Origin of the sequence: Mycobacterium marinum (assembly GCF_003391395.1) — a bacterium.
Classification (GTDB): domain Bacteria; phylum Actinomycetota; class Actinomycetes; order Mycobacteriales; family Mycobacteriaceae; genus Mycobacterium; species Mycobacterium marinum.
Window position 1 is genome coordinate 6356565 of sequence record NZ_CP024190.1, and the last position, 19733, is coordinate 6376297.

Annotated in this window: 12 protein-coding genes; 9 read left to right on the forward strand and 3 right to left on the reverse strand. The window is 64.6% G+C overall.

Features of this window, described 5'->3' with window-relative positions; all coding sequences use genetic code 11:
* The first annotated feature begins 168 nt into the window (after positions 1 to 168).
* Complete coding sequence (locus tag CCUG20998_RS27040; RefSeq protein WP_036456792.1) at positions 169 to 1020, forward strand: LLM class F420-dependent oxidoreductase; 852 nt, start codon at positions 169 to 171, stop codon at positions 1018 to 1020.
* A gap of 367 nt (positions 1021 to 1387) precedes the next feature.
* On the opposite strand, the gene CCUG20998_RS27045 is transcribed toward CCUG20998_RS27040, so the two are convergent.
* Positions 1388 to 2854: a glutamate synthase subunit beta gene (locus CCUG20998_RS27045; protein WP_020731107.1), complete on the reverse strand. Its 1467-nt coding sequence runs from the start codon at positions 2852 to 2854 to the stop codon at positions 1388 to 1390.
* Positions 2847 to 7430 carry a glutamate synthase large subunit gene (gltB, locus tag CCUG20998_RS27050; RefSeq protein ID WP_036456793.1) on the reverse strand — a complete coding sequence of 1528 codons (4584 nt, stop codon included), beginning with the start codon at positions 7428 to 7430 and terminating at the stop codon, positions 2847 to 2849. The genes CCUG20998_RS27045 and gltB overlap by 8 nt, the downstream gene beginning before the upstream one ends.
* Positions 7431 to 8633: 1203 nt before the next feature.
* On the opposite strand from gltB, the gene CCUG20998_RS27055 reads away from it, so the two are divergent.
* From CCUG20998_RS27055 to CCUG20998_RS27065, 3 genes are all read left to right on the forward strand, one after another.
* Positions 8634 to 9764 carry an EspA/EspE family type VII secretion system effector gene (locus CCUG20998_RS27055; RefSeq protein ID WP_020731110.1) on the forward strand — a complete coding sequence of 377 codons (1131 nt, stop codon included), beginning with the start codon at positions 8634 to 8636 and terminating at the stop codon, positions 9762 to 9764.
* A gap of 344 nt (positions 9765 to 10108) precedes the next feature.
* Complete coding sequence (locus CCUG20998_RS27060; RefSeq protein ID WP_051173407.1) at positions 10109 to 11362, forward strand: EspA/EspE family type VII secretion system effector; 1254 nt, start codon at positions 10109 to 10111, stop codon at positions 11360 to 11362.
* A 66-nt stretch (positions 11363 to 11428) separates the two neighbouring features.
* Entirely contained in the window at positions 11429 to 12514 is a 1086-nt protein-coding gene (locus CCUG20998_RS27065) for an EspA/EspE family type VII secretion system effector (RefSeq protein WP_020731112.1), read from the forward strand.
* Positions 12515 to 12810: 296 nt separating this feature from the next.
* On the opposite strand, the gene CCUG20998_RS27070 is transcribed toward CCUG20998_RS27065, so the two are convergent.
* Positions 12811 to 13908: a PPE family protein gene (locus CCUG20998_RS27070; protein WP_020731113.1), complete on the reverse strand. Its 1098-nt coding sequence runs from the start codon at positions 13906 to 13908 to the stop codon at positions 12811 to 12813.
* Between the two features lie 386 nt (positions 13909 to 14294).
* Between CCUG20998_RS27070 and CCUG20998_RS27075 the strand changes: the two genes are divergently transcribed.
* The 5 genes from CCUG20998_RS27075 (at position 14295) to CCUG20998_RS27095 (ending at position 19668) form a co-directional block, all read left to right on the forward strand.
* Positions 14295 to 15635: a PPE domain-containing protein gene (locus CCUG20998_RS27075; RefSeq protein WP_116269157.1), complete on the forward strand. Its 1341-nt coding sequence runs from the start codon at positions 14295 to 14297 to the stop codon at positions 15633 to 15635.
* Entirely contained in the window at positions 15632 to 15970 is a 339-nt protein-coding gene (locus tag CCUG20998_RS27080; protein WP_012396919.1) for a YbaB/EbfC family nucleoid-associated protein, read from the forward strand. Before CCUG20998_RS27075 ends, CCUG20998_RS27080 begins: the two co-directional genes overlap by 4 nt.
* A gap of 75 nt (positions 15971 to 16045) precedes the next feature.
* Entirely contained in the window at positions 16046 to 17017 is a 972-nt protein-coding gene (locus CCUG20998_RS27085; protein WP_231389795.1) for an EspA/EspE family type VII secretion system effector, read from the forward strand.
* A 94-nt stretch (positions 17018 to 17111) separates the two neighbouring features.
* Positions 17112 to 18347: an EspA/EspE family type VII secretion system effector gene (locus CCUG20998_RS27090; RefSeq protein WP_020731115.1), complete on the forward strand. Its 1236-nt coding sequence runs from the start codon at positions 17112 to 17114 to the stop codon at positions 18345 to 18347.
* Positions 18348 to 18444: 97 nt separating this feature from the next.
* Positions 18445 to 19668 carry an EspA/EspE family type VII secretion system effector gene (locus CCUG20998_RS27095; protein ID WP_020731116.1) on the forward strand — a complete coding sequence of 408 codons (1224 nt, stop codon included), beginning with the start codon at positions 18445 to 18447 and terminating at the stop codon, positions 19666 to 19668.
* Positions 19669 to 19733 lie beyond the last annotated feature (65 nt).

Here is a 19733-nt window from a genome sequence, read left to right on the forward strand (position 1 = left end):
AGGAGGCGTTGGTCCCTTCTCCGTGGGCACTATTGCTCGCAGGCAAGTGTGCGAGGTTTCGCGGTCGGTAGGTCTAAAACCGCTGGCGCGCAGGGCAAGCCATACGCACGGTGACCGTTGACCTGCGCGGTCGTTTGCGGCAGTTGCGCCGCGACTACCGTCGAAGGCATGCGTTTCGCTTTCAAGACCTCACCGCAGAACACCACCTGGGAGCAGATGCTGGCGGTCTGGCAGACCGCCGACGGCATCGACGTCTACGAATCCGGTTGGACCTTCGACCACTTCTATCCGATCTTCAGCGACCCCACCGGCCCCTGCCTGGAAGGGTGGACAACGCTGACCGCGCTGGCTCAGGCCACCACCCGGCTGCGGCTAGGCACCCTGGTGACCGGCGTTCACTATCGCCATCCCGCGGTGTTGGCCAACATGGCCGCCGCACTCGACATCATTTCCCATGGGCGACTCGAGCTAGGGATTGGCGCCGGCTGGAACGAGGAGGAGTCCAGTGCCTACGGAATCGAGCTGGGCAGCGTCAAGGAACGCTTCGACCGATTCGAGGAAGCCTGCGCGGTACTGACCGGGCTGCTGAGCCAACCGAGCACCACCTTCGACGGGAAGTACTACCAGCTCGAGGACGCGCGCAACGAGCCCAAGGGCCCGCAGCGTCCGCACCCGCCGATTTGTATCGGCGGTAGCGGGGAGAAACGTACGCTGCGGATCACCGCCCGCTATGCCCAACACTGGAATTTTGCGGGCGGAACTCCCGAGGAATTTGCCCGCAAGCGCGATGTATTGGCGGCACATTGCGCCGATATCGGGCGCGATCCGAAAGAGATCACGCTTTCAGCCCACCTGGGTTTGGCGCCGGAGCGCAATTTCGGGCAGGTGATCGAGAACGCCGCCGCGCTGGCGGCCGAGGGATTGGATCTGGGAATCGTCTATATCGCGCCACCGCATGACCCGGCCGTGCTGGAGCCGATGGCCGAGGCTATCCGCGAGTCGGGATTAATTGACGGATAAGCGATGCTTCTAATAACAACTCGATGAAGTCGAGCAAACCCGTTTGGCGCCGGCAAGTGCGCCGGGCCAGGCGCTAGACCGCGAACCGCAGCAGCTCTTCGGCCGTTGCCAGGCGCTCGTGTTTGGCAGGAAACTCGTGGCTTTTGACTGGGTGGCGAAACCATGACCAGGCGATTCGCCCCATCCTTGACCGGGGTAACGGGTTACTACGCACAGTGACACTCCCTGTGATCGGACAAACTACCTGGACCCCATGTGCGACGTCTATGTGACGGAGCCCACATCGGCCAATTAGACACCCCGGCTCTGGCAAACCGAAAACGACGCGCCGAGCAATTATCAAATGTTTCTAATGTGGCTGTTGTGATTATTGAAGCGGTGCTGCGGTCGGTTTGATTGGGGCTGGCAACGCCGTGGAACCCATCAAATAGCGGTCCACTCCGGCCGCCGCGGCCCTGCCTTCGGCAATCGCCCAGACGATCAATGACTGGCCACGACCCATGTCTCCGGCAACAAAGACCCCCGGTGCTGAGGTCTCGAAGTCGTCGCCGCGGGCCACGTTTCCGCGGTCGGTGAGCTTGACCCCGAGGTCAGTGAGAAGACCGGGCTTCTCCGGACCAACGAAGCCCATCGCCAGCAAAACCAGGTCGGCCTCCAATTCGAAGTCTGACCCTTCGACCTTGACGAACTTGCCGTCGTGCATCGCGACTTCGTGCGCCTTGAGCGCGCGCACCCGCCCATCGTCACCGATGAACTTCTCGGTGTTGACCGAGAACACCCGCTCGCCGCCCTCTTCGTGTGCCGCGGACACCCGATACATCAGCGGGTAGGTCGGCCACGGGGTCGACGCAGCGCGGGCTTCCGGCGGACGCGGCATGATCTCGAACTGGTGGATGTTGGCCGCACCTTGGCGGTGCGCGGTGCCCAGGCAGTCCGCGCCGGTGTCGCCGCCGCCGATGATGACGACCTTCTTGCCCTGTGCGGTAATCGGTGGTTGCCCGTCGGGCCCCAGCACGTCGTCGCCCTCCTGCAGCCGGTTGGCCCACGGCAAATATTCCATCGCCTGATGGACGCCATCCAGCTCCCGGCCGGGGATGGGCAGATCCCGCCACGCGGTGGCACCACCGGCCAGCACGACCGCATCAAAATCGGCGCGCAGCTGCTCGGCCGTGATATCAACCCCGACGTTGACGCCGGCCCGGAACTCGGTGCCCTCAGCCTGCATCTGCTCGAGCCGCCGATTCAGAACACGCTTTTCCATCTTGAACTCGGGGATGCCGTAGCGAAGCAGACCACCGATGCGGTCCTCACGCTCGAAGACGGTGACTTTGTGCCCGGCCCGGGTGAGCTGCTGCGCGGCCGCCAGACCGGCCGGACCGGAGCCCACAACGGCAACCGTCTTACCGGTCAGCGTCTGCGGCGGCAGTGGCTTCACCCAGCCTTCATCGAAGGCGTTGTCGATGATTTCGAGCTCGATCTGCTTGATCGTCACCGGATCCTGGTTGATCCCGAGCACGCACGCCGGCTCGCACGGCGCCGGACATAGCCGCCCCGTGAAGTCCGGAAAGTTGTTGGTGGCATGCAGCCGTTCGATTGCATCGCGCCAACGCCCCTGGCGCACCAGGTCGTTCCATTCCGGTATCAGGTTGCCCAACGGACATCCGTTGTGGCAGAACGGAATACCGCAGTCCATGCAGCGAGTCGCCTGCTCACGCAGCGTCTCGTTGTCGAAGTCCTCGTAGACCTCGTTCCAGTCACGTAGCCGCAACGGGACGGGCCGACGGGTCGGCAGTTCGCGATGCGTGTATTTCAGGAAGCCGGTCGGGTCAGCCATGCGAAGCCGCCATGATCGCTTTGTCGATATCCACACCGTCGCGTTCGGCCTCGGCAATCGCCTGCAGCACCCGTTTGTAGTCGCGCGGCATCACCTTGACGAAATGCCGTTGCTGCTGCGGCCAGTCGGCCAGGACGCGCTGGCCCACAGCGGAATCGGTGGCATCGACGTGAGCCTGGACGATGCCGTGCACGAACTCGGAATCATCGTCATCGAGCGTCTCGACATCGACCATCTCGGTGTTCAGGTTGTCCGGCAGTTCGCCGTCGGGGTCGTAGACGTAGGCGATACCGCCCGACATTCCGGCGGCGAAGTTGCGGCCGGTCTGGCCAAGGATGACGACCCGGCCGCCGGTCATGTATTCACAACCGTGATCGCCGACGCCCTCAACCACGGCATGAGCCCCGGAGTTGCGAACCGCAAAGCGCTCACCCACCACGCCGCGCAGGAATACCTCTCCGCTGGTGGCACCAAAAAGGATCACATTTCCCCCGATGATGTTGTCTTCGGCGACATAACCCGGTGGCGCATTATCCGATGGCCGCACCACGATCCGGCCGCCCGAGAGTCCTTTGCCGACGTAGTCGTTGGCGTCGCCGTAGATGCGCAAGGTAATCCCCTTCGGCACAAACGCACCGAAGCTGTTGCCAGCGGATCCCTCGAATGTGATGTCGATGCTTCCGTCCGGCAAGCCTTGGCCGCCATAGGCTTTGGTCACCTCGTGACCAAGCATGGTGCCGACCGTGCGGTTGACGTTGCTGATGGTGGTGGCGAACCGGACCGGTTTGCCGGAATCCAGCGCCTCCCTGCTCATCACGATCAGCTGCTGGTCGAGCGCCTTGTCCAGCCCGTGATCCTGGCTGGAACTGCAGTACAGGTCCTGGTTCATGAACGCCGACTCAGGCTCATGCAGCACGGGCGTCAGATCCAGCCGGTGCGCCTTCCAGTGCGCCCGCGCCAGCGTCGTGTCCAGTGCCCCCGCTTGGCCGACAGCCTCGTTGATGGTGCGGAAGCCCAACTGCGCCATGTATTCGCGCACTTCTTCGGCGATGAACATGAAGAAGTTCTCCACGAATTCGGGCTTTCCGGTGAACCGCTCCCGCAGCAACGGATTCTGGGTGGCCACGCCGACCGGACAGGTGTCGAGGTGACACACCCGCATCATGATGCAGCCGGCCACCACCAGCGGGGCGGTCGCAAAACCGAACTCCTCGCCACCGAGCAGCGTCGCGATCATCACGTCGCGCCCGGTCTTGAGCTGACCGTCCACCTGAACCACGATCCGGTCACGTAATCCGTTGAGCAGCAACGTCTGCTGCGTCTCGGCCAGGCCCAGCTCCCAGGGCGCACCGGCGTGCTTCATGGACGTCAGTGGCGTCGCACCCGTACCGCCGTCGTGCCCGGAGATCAGCACCACGTCGGCGTGGGCTTTCGAGACGCCGGCGGCGACCGTCCCCACCCCGTTCTCGGAGACCAGCTTGACGTGCACCCGTGCCGATGGGTTGGCGTTCTTCAGGTCGTGGATCAGCTGCGCCAGATCCTCGATGGAGTAGATGTCGTGGTGCGGTGGCGGCGAGATCAGGCCGACACCCGGGGTGGAGTGACGCACCTTTGCCACCCAGGGATAGACCTTGTGCCCCGGAAGTTGGCCTCCCTCACCGGGCTTGGCGCCCTGCGCCATCTTGATCTGGATATCGGTGCAGTTGGTCAGGTAATGCGAGGTGACGCCGAAACGCGCCGAGGCGACCTGCTTGATGGCGCTGCGACGCCAGTCCCCATTGGGATCCTGCTCGAATCGCCCGACGTCCTCGCCGCCTTCACCACTGTTTGACCGGCCGCCCAGCCGGTTCATGGCAATCGCCAGCGTCTCGTGCGCCTCGGCCGATATGGACCCGAAGCTCATCGCTCCGGTCGAGAAGCGCTTCACGATTTCGCTGGCGGGCTCCACCTCGTCCAACGGTATCGGGGGCCGCACGCCGGCCCGGAACTTGAGCAGTCCCCGCAGCGAGGCCATCCGTTCGCTCTGGTCATCGACCAGGCGGGTGTACTCCTTGAAAATCTTGTATTGGCCGGTGCGGGTGGAGTGCTGAAGCTTGAAAACGGTCTCGGGGTTGAACAGGTGGTACTCGCCTTCGCGACGCCACTGGTACTCCCCACCCACTTCAAGCTCTCGGTGTGCGCGTTCGTCTGGCCGGTCCAGGTAGGCCAGCGTGTGGCGGGTGGCGACATCGGCGGCGATGTCATCGAGGGTGATCCCGCCAGTGGCGCAGGTCAGTCCGCTGAAGTACTCGTTGAGGACTTCTTCGGACACCCCTACCGCCTGGAACAGCTGTGCCCCGGTGTAGGACGCCAGCGTCGAAATGCCCATCTTGGACATAACTTTCAACACGCCTTTGCCGGCGGCCTTGACGTAGTTGCTCAACGCGGTGTTGCGGTCGATGCCGTCGATGACCCCCCGGTCGAGCATGTCCTCGATCGACTCGAAGGCCAGATAGGGGTTCACCGCCGCTGCGCCGCAGCCGAGCAGCATCGCCATGTGATGAACCTCGCGGGCGTCGCCGGATTCGACCACCAGCCCGACCTTGGTGCGGCTGCGCTCGCGTACCAGGTGGTGATGAACCCCGGCAATTGCAAGCAAGGACGGGATCGGTGCCATCCGCTCATCGGACTCGCGGTCCGACAACACGATGATCCGGGCGCCATCGGCGATCGCCGCCGACGCCTGGGCACGTACCTCATTCAGCGCGGCGGCCAGCCCGGCGCCACCCTCGGCGACCGGGTACAAACAACGAACCACCTTGGATTTGATCCCGTGTGGCCGCCCGTTGATCGCAGTCTCGGGGTCGAGGTTGATCAGCTTGGCCAGCTCGTGGTTCCGCAGAATCGGCTGGGGCAGCTGGATTTGGTGGCAGGAGTTCTCGTCGGGGTTGAGCAGGTCACGCTCACCACCGGTGGTGCCCTGCAGGCTGGTCACCACCTCTTCGCGGATCGCGTCCAGCGGGGGGTTGGTCACCTGTGCGAATAACTGCTGGAAATAGTCGTAGAGCATCCTGGGACGCCGCGACAGCACCGCGATCGGGGTATCGGTGCCCATCGACCCGATCGGTTCGGCACCGGCCCGGACCATCGGTGCCACCAGCAGGTTGAGTTCCTCGTAGGTGTAGCCGAAAACCAGCTGCCGCAGGACCACCCGCTCATGGGCCATCCGGGCGTATTCGCCCGACGGCAACTTCTCCAGCGGAATCAAGTTGTTGTCGAGCCATTCCTGATAGGGATGCTCGGCAGCCAGCTCCGCTTTGATCTCTTCGTCGGCGACGATGCGGCCTTGCGCGGTGTCGACCAAGAACATCCGGCCCGGCTGCAACCGCATCCGCTGCACCACCGTCGACGGGTCGAGGTCCAGCACGCCAGCCTCGGAGGCCATCACCACCAAGCCGTCCTCGGTGACCCAGATCCGCGACGGGCGCAAGCCGTTGCGGTCCAGCACCGCGCCGATGATGGTGCCGTCGGTGAATGTCATCGACGCCGGGCCGTCCCACGGCTCCATCAACGAGGAGTGGTACTGGTAGAACGCCCGCCTGCTCGGGTCCATGCTCGCGTGGCGTTCCCAGGCTTCCGGGATCATCATCAACACGGCATGGGCCAGGCTGCGCCCGCCCAGGTGTAGCAGTTCGAGCACCTCGTCGAAACGCGCGGTGTCAGACGCGCCCGGGGTGCAGATGGGGAACAGCTTCTCCACGTTTGCTTCGGTGCCGAAGACATCCGTCTTGATCAACGCCTCGCGGGCCCGCATCCAGTTCTCATTGCCGGTGACGGTGTTGATCTCCCCGTTGTGGGCGATGCGCCGGAAGGGATGCGCCAGCGGCCAGGACGGGAACGTGTTGGTCGAGAACCGTGAGTGCACGATCCCCAGGGCACTGGTCAGCCGATCGTCCTGCAGATCCAGGTAGAACGCCTTGAGCTGTGGGGTGGTCAACATGCCCTTGTAGACGAACGTCCGGCCGGACAAGCTGGGGAAGTACACGGTCTCCCGGCCCGGGCCGTCTTGGCCGGGGCCCTTGGTCCCCAACTCGTGCTCAGCCCGTTTGCGGATGACGTAGCAGCGCCGTTCCAGGGTCATGCCGGAGGCTCCGGCCAGGAAAACCTGGCGGAAAGTCGGCATTGCGTCGCGTGAAAGTGCGCCCAGCGACGAGTCGTCGGTGGGCACGTTGCGCCAGCCCAGCACCTGCAGGCCTTCGGCTTCGGCGATCTTCTCGACGGCCGCGCAGGCCGCGGCCGCGTCTTTGGATGACTGCGGCAGGAAGGCGATGCCGGTGGCGTAGCTGCCCGGGGCCGGTAGCTCGAAGTCGACGACCTCCCGGAGGAATGCATCCGGGACCTGAATCAAGATGCCGGCACCGTCACCGCTGCGCGGCTCGGCACCAGCAGCGCCCCGGTGTTCCAGGTTGAGCAGCGCAGTAATCGCCTTGTCCACAATGTCGCGGCTCCGCCGGCCATGCATGTCGACCACCATGGCTACCCCACACGAATCGTGTTCGAATGCGGGGTTGTACAGCCCGACGCGCTTGGGCGTCATACCCACCTAACCCTTCAGCAGACTTAACTGCGCGGCCTCACCAGCAGCCCGTAGGCCACCTCGCCCCGACGTTGCCCGCGTTGGCCCCTTCGGTCTTGTCGATAGGCTGGCCCTCGTGCGGGATGATCCAGTCAGGGATTCGTCCGTGCAGCGCTGAACGGTGCCCCTGTAACCGATCACGACAAGTCGTAAAACGATATGACAAAACCCGCCTGACATGCCAACTTACCAATGGTAACCCGCCCAGTGGCGATGCCGTACGGTCAGCGCAGCCAATGATCGAAGGCCGCGCTCACGTGCCGTTTTCCGGTGAATTATCGGCGCGTCAACCGCCGCCCCCAACCCCGCGACGAGCCACAGTAACTGCTTAGACTAATTTGCTGGACCGGCGCCGAAGCGCACTCGTCCACATCGGAGACCGCGTCACACAGCAGTCACTTCGGCAACACGTTCCACGATAAGGCGTGGCAGTTATCGTGCGGGAATTTTGGGATCACCGTGCACGCGCCATGGCCACGACGCCACGACATCCCCCGGTTGCCACCGGTCATGTTTGCGCAATATTAAGAAAAACCTAAGACTGGCGGTCCCGCTGGGCGATTCGCCCCACCCCGCCCAATAGCTAGCGGCCGATTCTGGACCGACCCCAGTTCAGCGTCCATCGACAGTCCGCGGGAGTGTGATGGGACACACCCGGCCGTGGCCGGTGAGCGCGACAACGACAACCATGACAACCACACCGCCGACTCCGGCCCGTTGGGTGTGCCTAGATCACCGCCTCTAGCGCCCGGTCCAATGCTTGTTGATCGCGCCGACACACCCACACCCCCGCGTCGCCGTGATCGCCATACGAATCGCGGGATCCAACGAGTGGGCACACCCGCGCTGTGGCGACAACCGCATTGTCTATTTAACACTTGCCCCGCCAGGTCGCCTTGACGAAATGTATCAGAAGCCGTACATATCGTTTTATTTCAGAAGGTAATTCTGATTTATCTTGGAAGGCCGTTCTGCTTTCTTGGCTGAAAATTGGTGTGGGGATCACCGCATTTAGTCACCCATAATAGATATGCACGGCGGATAGAAATTTGGGCACGCCGAACGAGAATCCATTCGAGCGCACCTCCGGTAAGCCCATCGAGGCGAGCCGGCACAGCCTGAACCGCAGCAACGAGAACACCAGATCAGAAGGAACTTTGCAGCATGCAGCCTTTCAATCCAGCAGGTAATGATGCGCCGGTGCCTGGCGGAAACAACAACCCGCCGGAACCGGAATTACGTGGCGAACCTGGATCAGTGATGTGCGCCTGCACCGAGGCCGTCCTCTTCGCCTGGTTGATCTACGCTTTGGCGCATCCAACACCCCCCGAAAAGGGTGACAGCGTCGTGCGCAGCGGGGTGATGTTCGACCAACTCAGCGGCCAGATCGCGGCTCTGGTTCCCGAGGAGGGCTGGCAGGGCATCGCGGCGCAGGCCTATGCGGCCCAGACTCTCGCACAGTCACAACGCGCGCGGCTGCTGGGTGATCTTGACCGCCTCTCCGCCGGCCTGGTGGCATCTCAAGCCGAAATCGTTAAAACCGTTCGCACCGGCGTGATTGCGTTGATGGTCATCGTTGCCTGTGCGGGCGCGGTGTGTCTCTACATTGAGGGGGCGCTGGGACCGGCGGGCTGGCGACTGTCACAAAACATCGCCGGGGTCGTGTGCATCGGGGCGCTGACCAGCTGGTTCGGCCTGCTGGCGTACGGCGGTATTGCCAGTGATCGGAATCGGCGGAGCTTGCAGGTGCTCACGCAAAGATTGACCGACATGATGACCAATTTGCCGAATTGGTCTGGCCAGGTTCCCGCGCTGGCCGACGCGGCCGTTCCCCCGTCGGCATCCGATGGAGCCGCGCAAAATTTGCCGTGGCGTACCGCCGGACTTGCCGAGGACCTCGGGGCCGTTCCTCAGACCACCGATGCCGCCATGATTTTGACCGGCCTACCCGGCCTACCCGGCTCACCCGAGTTCAGCCAGCCCAGCGCACCGAGCCCCGGTTTCGCCGATTTCGGTGCGCCCCACTTGCCCATCCCCACCTTGGCCGGCATGCCCACGATGCCCACCGGCGGCGAACTGGCGGCAATGAATCGGGTTACCGCAGCCCTGGGCCAGCTGAACACCGCCGCGGCTCAACAGGCCCAGATGGTCTCTTCGCTTGCCCAACAGCGCACCGGGGCCGACAGCACCGGCGCCGCCGCGAGCACCAGCACCGACGAGCGTGCGCCGGTCACGACTGCGACCGGCCGAACCCAACACCACCCACCGCGCGTCGGCACCCCCCAGCGGGGCTAGCGCGGATACTTCGATAACGGCGTTGTCCATTTAGACGAAAACGCCCTGCGACTCGCATTTCCGAAGTAAAGTCCGGTTCGTTTGCATAGCCATTTTATTTCAGAAACTACTTCTGATTCATCCTGGAACGCAATTCCATTCCCGAGGCCGGGGAGTTTGGTGCAGAAACGACTGAATTCGCCGGGCGATAATGGCTATAGCACTAAGGAGAATGATTCGGCATGGCTCAGACACGGCAGGACGGACCGCCGGGTCGTGCCAGCACGCCATAGCCCCGCCACCAAGCCCGCCACCAGCGCGGACCACAGCAACACAAAGATCAGATCGATAAGAGAGGTCGGGCCATGACCGAGCCCATAGAACCCATGCCGTCGGACTACGTAGAACGTTGGCTGGCGAACCAGCAGAAACTCTTCCCGAACGGAGAAACCATTACATATGGGCCCGGAGGGGAGGAGTGCGGCCAGTATTTCGTTAACGGGGAGTGGGTCAGTGAGCGGCCGCCGAACTGGCCGAACGGCCCGGCGGAAGAGATGGCCGAAGATGCCCCGAAGCGGCTGTTGCGGGGATCGCTCATCTGTCTTGGGACCGAGACGCTGCTTGGCAGCGTGCTGACATACCTCGGACTTGGGTTCCCTGATAGCGGTGATGACTTGCTGAGCAGTGCGTCGATGTTCGACGGGGCCAGGTCCCAGATCGCGGATCTCGTCCCCGGCGGCGGCTGGCGCGGCGCCGCGGCGCAGACCTATGCAGCCAACAACCTCGCTCAGTCGCAACGCGCGATGCTTATCGGTGACCTCGACCGTCTCACCGCCGGGCTGGTCTCCGCCCAGGCCGATGCCGTCAAGACCGCTCGCTGGATCGTCGGGGCAGAGATGGCCGTGGTGGGAGGGACGGGCGCTTGTTGCCTTTACTGGGAAACGCTGGGGCCGGCCGGCCAGGTGTTGTCGCTTCAGGTCGCGCTAACCGTATGTGCGATTGCGCTGGCTACCGCCGTGGGCTTCTTGTTCGCTCTACTGAGCACGACATCGCGGAATGCGAGCGGCCTGCATCTGCTGACGAAGGCACTGGCCGAGACGGTGACCGGGTTACTTCATTGTTCTGACGAGATTGCCGGGGTTTCCGGTGCAGCCGGACCCCCATCGGAATTCGACGCTACCCACCACACCGCGTCCCGCCCCGAAACACCCGACACCACCGACGTTTTCGCGAACCTGGCCGGCACGCCCGAACTTAGCCTGCCCACCGCGCCGAGCCCCGGTTTCGCCGACTTCGGCGCGCCCCATTTGCCCATCCTCGGGTTGGCCGGCATGCCCAGCCTGCCCGACTCGTTCCCTGGCCTACCCAACCCTTCGGGCGCCTTAGCCGGTCTCGCGGGACGGGTTGCCCGCCTCAACCAACTCGCCAACACCGCCGCGCAACGAGTGCAGATGATCTCATCTCTGGCCCAGCACGGTGTTTCACAGCCCACCACCCCGGCCAAGCGCCACCCCCACGGCCAGGACAACGCCGTCGCCGCGGGCACCGCCACCGACGAGCGCGCTCCGGTCGACGCCGCGGCCGCCCCCCGCTCGATGACACCAACGGCACAGCCCTAACGGCCGAACCGTCGTCAGCCCAAGCCAGAGCCGCTAGACGTACAACCCGAGAGGAGAGTCAAACCCATGACCCACACTTCGTCGGATATCGCGGACCCCCTCATCATGTGCATGGACGGCGTTAAGACCGTTGCGAGCCACTGTCTCCCGGGCATCGTGGACAATCTCCCGACCGCGTGGCGACGGGGATCCGTCATTTGCGATGCGACCGAGTACGTTTGCGTCGGCGTCCGGTTCTTGCTTGGCGACGGACTCCCTGATCCGGGTGATCGCTACGCGGGTAGTGGGTCGATGTTCGATGAAGTCAGTGCCCAGGTCGCGGCCCTGGTTCCCGGCGGCGGGTGGCGGGGTTGTGCGGCGCAGACCTATGCGGCCCAGAGCCTCGCGCAGTCTGCGCGCGCGAAGATGATGGGCGATCTGGACCGTCACACCCGCGACCTGGTGGCAGCTCAGTCCGATGCCGTTACGAGAGTGCGGTCCGTCGTGATCACGGCGGAGGTGTTTGTCGCCTGTTTGGGCGTCTGTTGCCTGGCGCTCGAGGCGCAAGGGCCTACCGGCCAAGCTGTTTCGTTCTTCCTCGCATTAGACCTGTGCAGTGTGGCGCTAGCCGCTCTGATTGGCGGTCTGATCTCGTTGGCGGTCACGACGTCGCGGAACGCCAGCGGCATGCAAGACACGACACAGCGCCTGACCACCATGATGACGAGCTTGCCGACGCTGGCCCCCGCGGTTGCCGGGCTGCCCGCTGAGCCCTTGGCTGATGCCCTCGCAGACCTGCCCAACGACACGCAGCCAATCCCCCAGATACCGGATGCTGCAGTAATTTTCGCGCAGTTGCCCGGCTTGCCCGAATTCAGCCTGCCTACCGCGCCAAGTCCCGGCTTCCCCGATTTCGGCGCGCCCCACTTGCCCATCCCCACCTTGGTCGGCCTACCCCGCCAGCCCAACGTATTCCGCGGTCTGCGCGACGTTTCGAGCGGCTTCGCGGGACCGCTCCCCGCCACCGGCCGCCAACTCAAAAGAGGGTCGGGGATCACCGGCCGGCTCGGCCATTTCGACAGCGCCGCTGCAGCGGGCACCACTGCCCAAGAGCGGGTGCCTGCCGGTGCCGCGACCGCCCCCTCGCCGCAGCCCCAAAAGCGCGTGTGTTGAGCCCACCGCAATGATTCCCGTTCCTCCGCCTGCCGCACCGGGCATTCCCGTCGTTCCGGCGGCGCCGCCGGTCAACCGGGAGCCGGCACAGCAGGCGGGACAAGGCAACCGGACATGGATTCGGGGATCTGCTCGTTGCGCTTCGGCCGAGCTGTTTCTTCTCGTCGTGTTGCTCGATCTTGGCGACGGGAGCTCGAAACCATCCGGAGCCCGCACACCTGACCCTGGTTCCCCAGTTGGTGCACGTGTTGGGGCAATGGGTGAGTCGGTTCCGCGGCGAGCGGATTAGGTGCGGTTCACCAGTCCTCGCCGGCGTCCCAACCGTGCGGGTCGGTTTCGTCGAGTTCGGGCAGCACCAGCGTGCGGGTGGCCGGTCTTGGCCGGGGGCTGCCACTGCCAGCGGGTGCGCTGTGACCCATGGGCGCCAGGGGGGCGGTGCCGGCGGTGGCCGAGGGTGCGGCGCTTGCGGGCGTCGGCGCCATTGCTGCGGTGGGTTTATCGACCAGTTGGGCCATCAGCGAGGTGCGGGCCAGCAACCCTGCTGATCCGGGCATCGAGTCTGCGCGGATCAATCCGGCCCCGACGCTGGGGCCGGATCCGCCCGCTAGCGGGTGGTTGGACAGCGGGCTCACGCCCAGCAGGCCCACCTGCGTACCTTGCTCGGCGTCGCTCACCGCCGCACCCGCACCGCCGGTGTGGCTGAACAGGGTCGTCGTCTGCTGCACCAGCTGGGCGAGTTGCTGCGCGGAGCTGGTCATGCCCGATACCTGGGCGGCGGTTTGCCCGATCGCTTCCTTGGAGGGCAGGGCGACGCTCGGCGCGATCCTTGCCGCCTGATCCAGTCCGTTCGTCACGAATCGGCCCACCGACGCCAGGATCGGTTTCATCGGTTCAAGCTTGTCGAAGATGGTGTTGATGATCGTTTCGGCCTGGTAGCGGTCCATCGCCGCGGCGGCCTGGTTCCACATCCGCACGAAGTAGTCGGTCTCGTTGACCGCGATCGGCACCGTGTTGATGCCGAAGAAGTTGGTCGCGGTAAGAGCTGCGGTGGTGACGTGATTTTGCGCGATCTCTGGCAACGACGGGGTCTCGGCCATCGCTTGGGTGTAGGCCGCGGCTTGTGCGGTTGCCTTGCTCGCCCTGATCTTGGCCTGCGCTGAGGCGGTTGCCAGCCAAGTCACCATCGGCGTGGCAGCGGCGATGGCCTTGTCGCTGCCCGCTCCGGTCCATGCCTCGCCGAGCGAGTTCAAGCGCACAGACACCTCGGCGGCCTGAGCGTCCAAAGCCGCGGCCCATGCCTCCCATCCCATCGCGGCGGCCAACATTGGCGCCGCTCCGGCGCCAACCATCAGCCGCGCAGTGTTGAGTTCCGGTGGCATTGAGTGCCACAACATCGTTATCCCTACCTCGTTGTTCCGATATGTTCTCGATGGCATGCGCCAGCGCCGCGATATTCGACTTGCGGAATAAGCGCGCCGACGGTGCCCGTGAAGGCTTCGGCGCTGCAACGCGAACGTTTCACGCACCGGGGAAAGCCGCTGCCAGATGGCTGTGCGCAACTAAGTTATAGTTTATTTCAAAGTTTTATACAAGGTTCTTTCTGCGGCTTATTCCAGAAGCCAATTCTGCTTTATCCCAGAAGGTTGTTCTGATTTATGTCCTGGAATCTAATTCTGGTTTATTTCGGAAGGTAGTTCTGAAATAATCGTGCCGGAATTTGGTGCGCGGACCATCGAATTCAGCGACGATAATAGCTATAGCACGATGAAGGAGTTTCGGCATGTCGCAGCCGTGGATGCTGGCGGTGGATCCCAGCGAGATCGTGGCCAGGGCCACCGAGGTGGAAGCCCCGATCGCTGATCCGCCCGGCGGTGCGGTGTTGGCCGCGTGCGCCCTGGACCCGGCGGTTGCGGGGGCCACGCAGTTGGCGTTGTCGGCCGAGAGCATGCGTGCCTATCTGCAGTCGGGCGCCCAAGCGCGGCAACGGCTTGCGCAGTTCATGAGGGATGCGGCCAAGGCCTACGAACAGATCGACGAAGGTGCGGCAACGGCTTTGGGCACCGACGGCCACGGCATCGGGGCACCGCCGGTGCCCGCGGGTACGGACCTGGCTCCCGTCGCGCTGAGCGATACCCTTACCGTCGCGGCGGCGAAATACCCGCCCGATTTCACCGAACTCAAAACGGCAGCCCAACAGCTCAACAAGCCCGACCAGGGTGTATCGCTGAAGAAGTTCGCCCATGACTGGAATGCCTACAACCTGACAATTCAGCAGTCCCTGGGACGGTTCCGCGACTTCGAGAATTGGGAAGGTGAAGCGGCCACCGCGGTGCAGGCCGCATTCGATCAACACCGGGACTGGCTGCGCCTGATGGCGCGGTTGAGTACCACGATGGCCAAACAAGCCTCAGGCCTCGAACAAGCCCACCACTGGGCCATTGGTCAACACCCGACATTGACCGCGATCACGGAACTGGAAAACGATTTGCGCCACGCCCACCGCGGCAACCAACGAATCGCCTTGATGAAGGAATACGCGAAGCTTCAGAAGAAATCCGAGGAAGTGCTGACCGGATACGCCACCAGGACAATCACCGAGCCCGTGCAACCACCCCGACCACCGGCAGCCCCCACCCACAACGACCCCAAACCCCCACCCCCGCTACCACCGCTCCCGCCTGGCGGGGACCCCACACTGCCCTTCACCGGCACACCACCGATGCCGACGATGCCGTTCACCCCACCCCCCGCCGCAACCCCCGACACCACTGAAGCCGCCCGCGCCGCGGCCACACTCGCCACCGGCCCCACCGTCAAACCCGCCGCACTCGGCGGGGGCGCCGGCGCCGCCATCCCCTTGACCGCCCCCCTGGGCGCGGGCCCCACACCCCCGGGTGCGCCAGGCGCCCTGGGCCCCGGCACCACCGGCCGCCCCCTGGGCGCGGGCCCCATGGGGGGCATGCCCATGGGGGAAAACGGCCAAGCCCAAAACGCCAAAACCAAACGCACCCAGCAAGACGACCGAGCCCTCTACACCGAACAACGACCCTGGACCGAAGCACTCATCGGCCCCGCCCGACCCCACCTCACCACCACAACCACCACGGAGCACAAACCATGAACCTCGACCCCACCGCCGCACACCTGCTCGCAGGGCTCACCCAATTCCACACCGCCCTGCAAAACCGCTTCCACCAAATGAACGCCGGCAACTTCAAAGCCTCAGACAACACCCACACCGTGCAGGTCACCCTCAACGGATACAACTGGCTCACCGGCATCCGCATCCAAGACGGCCTCCTCAAACAACTCGGCTCCCAAGGCGTCGCCCACCGCGTCAACCAAGCCCTCCACAACGCCAAACAAGCCGTCCACGCCTACGACAACGCCGCCAACCACACCCTGGCCACCACCCTGGCCACCCTCGCCACCGCCATCAACCAAACCCACCCCTAACCACACCAAACCGAAAGCGACGCAACACCGATGACTCAGCCGGACCCAGAGCCGTTGCCGCACGACAATTTGGCGGTGGCGTACGGATCCGTGCTGTGCGCTGCCGCCGAGGGCGTCCTTGGCGTCTCACTGTCGCTGCTCGGCGTCGCCTTTCCCGATGCGGGTGATCGCCTGGTCAGCGGCGGATCGATGTTCGACGAGGTCGGCACCCTCATTGCGGCCCTTGTTCCTGAAGCCGGCTGGCAGGGTGCCGCGTCGCGCGCCTACATCGCCCAAGCCCTCGCACAATCCCAGCGCGCAAAGCTGATGGGTGAGCTGGACCGGCTCGTCGCCGACCTGGTGTCATCCCAAGCCGATGCCGTCAAAGCCGTTCGCTACGCCGTGGCCGCCGAGATGGTCGCGGTTGCCATTACCGGTGCGTATTGCGTCTACCAGGAAGGGCTGGGGCCCGCCGGCCTCCTGTTGTCAGCTCGAGTGGCACTGGTCGTGTGCACTCTCGCGATGCTTGTCCTTGTTGGCTGCCTGATCTACTTGCTGGTTACAACGGCCCGGAATACGCGCGATCTGCACGCAACCGGGCAGAGATTGACCGACATGCTGGCGCTCTTGCCGAAATCGTTGGACGCGATTCCCGCGCCGGCCGATATGGCGCTGCCCCCACCGCCTTCGCGTTGCGAAGCCAACGCCACCGCTCCCATCCCCCACATCCCCGATGCCACCGTCGTGTTCGCACGCTTACCCGGGTCCCCCATGTTCAGCCTGCCCCCCGTGGCCAGCCCCGGCTTCCCTGATTTCGGCGCACCGCGCCTGCCGATTCCCCAATTGGTTAGCACGCCAACCCAACCCGACCTGTCAAGCGTCCTCGCCAAGCTGCCCACGATGACTCAACTGAACAACCTCACCGGGCCGACCAGCACCGTGAGGCGGCTCGCCAACACCGTCGCCCAACCCGCCCAAATGGTCTCCGCGCTGGCCCAACAGGGCGGACGTGCACCCGTTGATGCCGAAGACCGCTCCGCCCTACAACACCAAGAGCGCGTCCGGTGAGGCGGCCGACTCAGCCCGACTCCGCTGCCACAGCCTCGGCGGCCCACCGGTGGTGCAGTGGGGATCGCGGGACATTGAAAGGAAAGTCCAACCGATGACTGACCCCTTTTGGCAGCACTACGCGTTGATGGAGCTGGCGAGGGTGTTGCCCGGCCAACCACAAGCACAGCATCTGCCGGCACCACAACCGGAGCCAGCACCACAGGCGGCCCACCAGCCGGCAACAGAAGACGGGGACAACCCCGGTCGGCTGCGTCGTGGCTCTGTTCTGTGTGTGGTGACCGAGAGCCTCCTTGGCGGCGCGCTGGCATGGCTGGGAAACGGGTTCCCCGACCGGGGCGATGGTCTGGCGTGCAGTGCGTCGATGTTTGACGGCGTCGGTGCCCAAATAGCGACTCTGATTCCCGGCGGCAGTTGGCGGGGCAGCGCGGCGCAGGCCTATTTGGTCCAAAACCTCGCACAGTCCCGGCACGCCACGCTGATGGCTGATCTGGATCGTCTGGCCGCCGACCTGGTGTCATCCCAAGCCGATGCCGTAAAGACCGCTCGCGGCGTCCTGATTGCGGAATTGTCCTTGGTCGCAGTGCTATTTGCTGTTTGCGTTTACTATGAAATGCAGGGGCCTGCGGGTCAGTTGTGGTCGTTCAAAATCGCACTAGCTGCGTGTGGTGCCGCGCTAGCCGTCGCCGCTGGCTATCTGGTCGATGTGGCGGAGACGACTTGGCGCAACGGCTGCGATCTGCAAATGGCGACACAGCGCTTGACCGATATGTTGGCGGATCTGCCCAGAAAGGCCGGCGCTGTCTACAGTTCGACCGAAGTGACCTTGCCCCTAGCGCATTCCCCATCTGGATCCGCTATCGCCGAGGAGGCCGCGCCCACCCCTCGCACGCCCGATCCTCGGTCGGCTCTCGCCGGTCTAGCCGGGTCCCCCGAGTTCAGCGTGCCGTCCGTGGCCGCACCCGGTTTCCCGGACTTCGGCGCACCCTATCTGCCGATCCCCCAATTGGCCGGCATGCCAACCGTGCCCGACTTGTCGGCCATCGTGGCCAGCCTGCCCACGATGGCTCAGCTCAACACCGCGCTGCGCCAACTCAACAACTTGACCGGGCCAACAAGCGCGATAGGCCAACTCGCCAACACCGCCACCCAGCATGCCCAAATGATCTCCGCGCTGGCCCAGCAGGGCGCCCAACAGCACGCCACCCTGGCCGATCACCTCACCACGGACCAGGACACGCCTGATACCGACGGCACCGCCACGGGCGAACGCGCACCCATCGATGCCCAAACCCTCCCCAACCAACAACAGCGAGAACGTCTCGGGTGAAGCCACCGGGATAAGCCACCCGTACGCCGTAACCCCTACCGGAATAGCCGCCGCGCCAGCTGGCGCGGCGTTAGCCCTCTGAGGAAAGCCCAGACCCATGACTGCCGCACAACAGCTGGCGCAACTTCGCGCTTGGCAGGAGAATCTGATTGAACAATTCGCGCACGGCAACCCCCAGGTGCCAATGCAAGGCGTCGCACACGAGAACGTGATCGAGCCGGGCGCACCGGGCAATGCGCAGGGGTTTCGTCGAGGGACCCTGGTGTGCGGGGTGACCTTGGGTGCCCTGGGCGGCGCGCTGGCGTGGCTTGGAAATGGGCTCCCCGACGTGGGTGATGCCCTGGACCGCAGTGGGGCGATGTTTGACCGTGCCGGCGCCCAGATCTCGGCTCTTGGGCCCGACGCCGGCTGGCAGGGCACCGCAGCGGCTGCCTACCTGGCTCAGAACCAGGCTCAGTCCCAGCACGCCGGGCTGATGGCCGATCTGGATCGTCTCGCCGCCGAACTGGTGACATCCCAAGCCCATGGCGTGAAGACCGCACGCGATGTGGTGATTCTAGAAATTCTGTTGGTCATGATCCTGTTTGGTGCGTGCGTTGTCTTTGAACTGGAGGGGCCTGCCGGACAGCTGCTCTCGTTCAAGATCGCGATACCGATCTGTGGGGCTGCGCTAGCCGTCGCTGCCGGCTTCCTCATCGATTTGGCGGTCAGGACCTCGGGCAATGTCAGCAGTCTGCAGGCGCTGACGCAGCGACTGACCGCCATGGTGGCGGCCTTGCCGAGGTGGTGCGACATCATCCCCGGGGCGCCCGAAGTCGCACTACCCCAACCGCATTGCCCGTCTGCCGTCGATGTCGCCGATGAGACCGCGCGCAGCCCTCACACCCCCGATCCGCGGGCGGCTCTCGCCGATCTACCCGGGTCCCCCGAGTTCACCGCACCATCCGTGGCCGCACCCGGCTTCCCGGATTTCGGTGCGCCCTACCTGCCGATCCCCCAATTGGCCGGCATGCCAGCCCTGCCCGACTTGTCAGGTGTCCTGGCCAACCTGCCCACGCTGCGCCAACTCAACAGCCTGACCGGGCCAACCGGTGCCATGAGCCAGCTCGCCAACACCGCCACGCAACATGCCCAAATGATCTCCTCGGTGGCCCAGCAGGGTGCCCAACAGCACGCCACCCTGGCCGATCACCTCACCACAGACCACGACGACGACACCCCCGACACCGAGGGCGCCACCGCGGACACCACCGTGGGCGAACGCGCACCCATCGATGCCGAAACTCGCCCCAACGACCAACAGCGAGGGCTTGTTGTGTGACGCCCGCGAGCGCACAACGACCAATCCGCGGCACCCGCCACAACCTGAACCGAAAGGCCATCCCC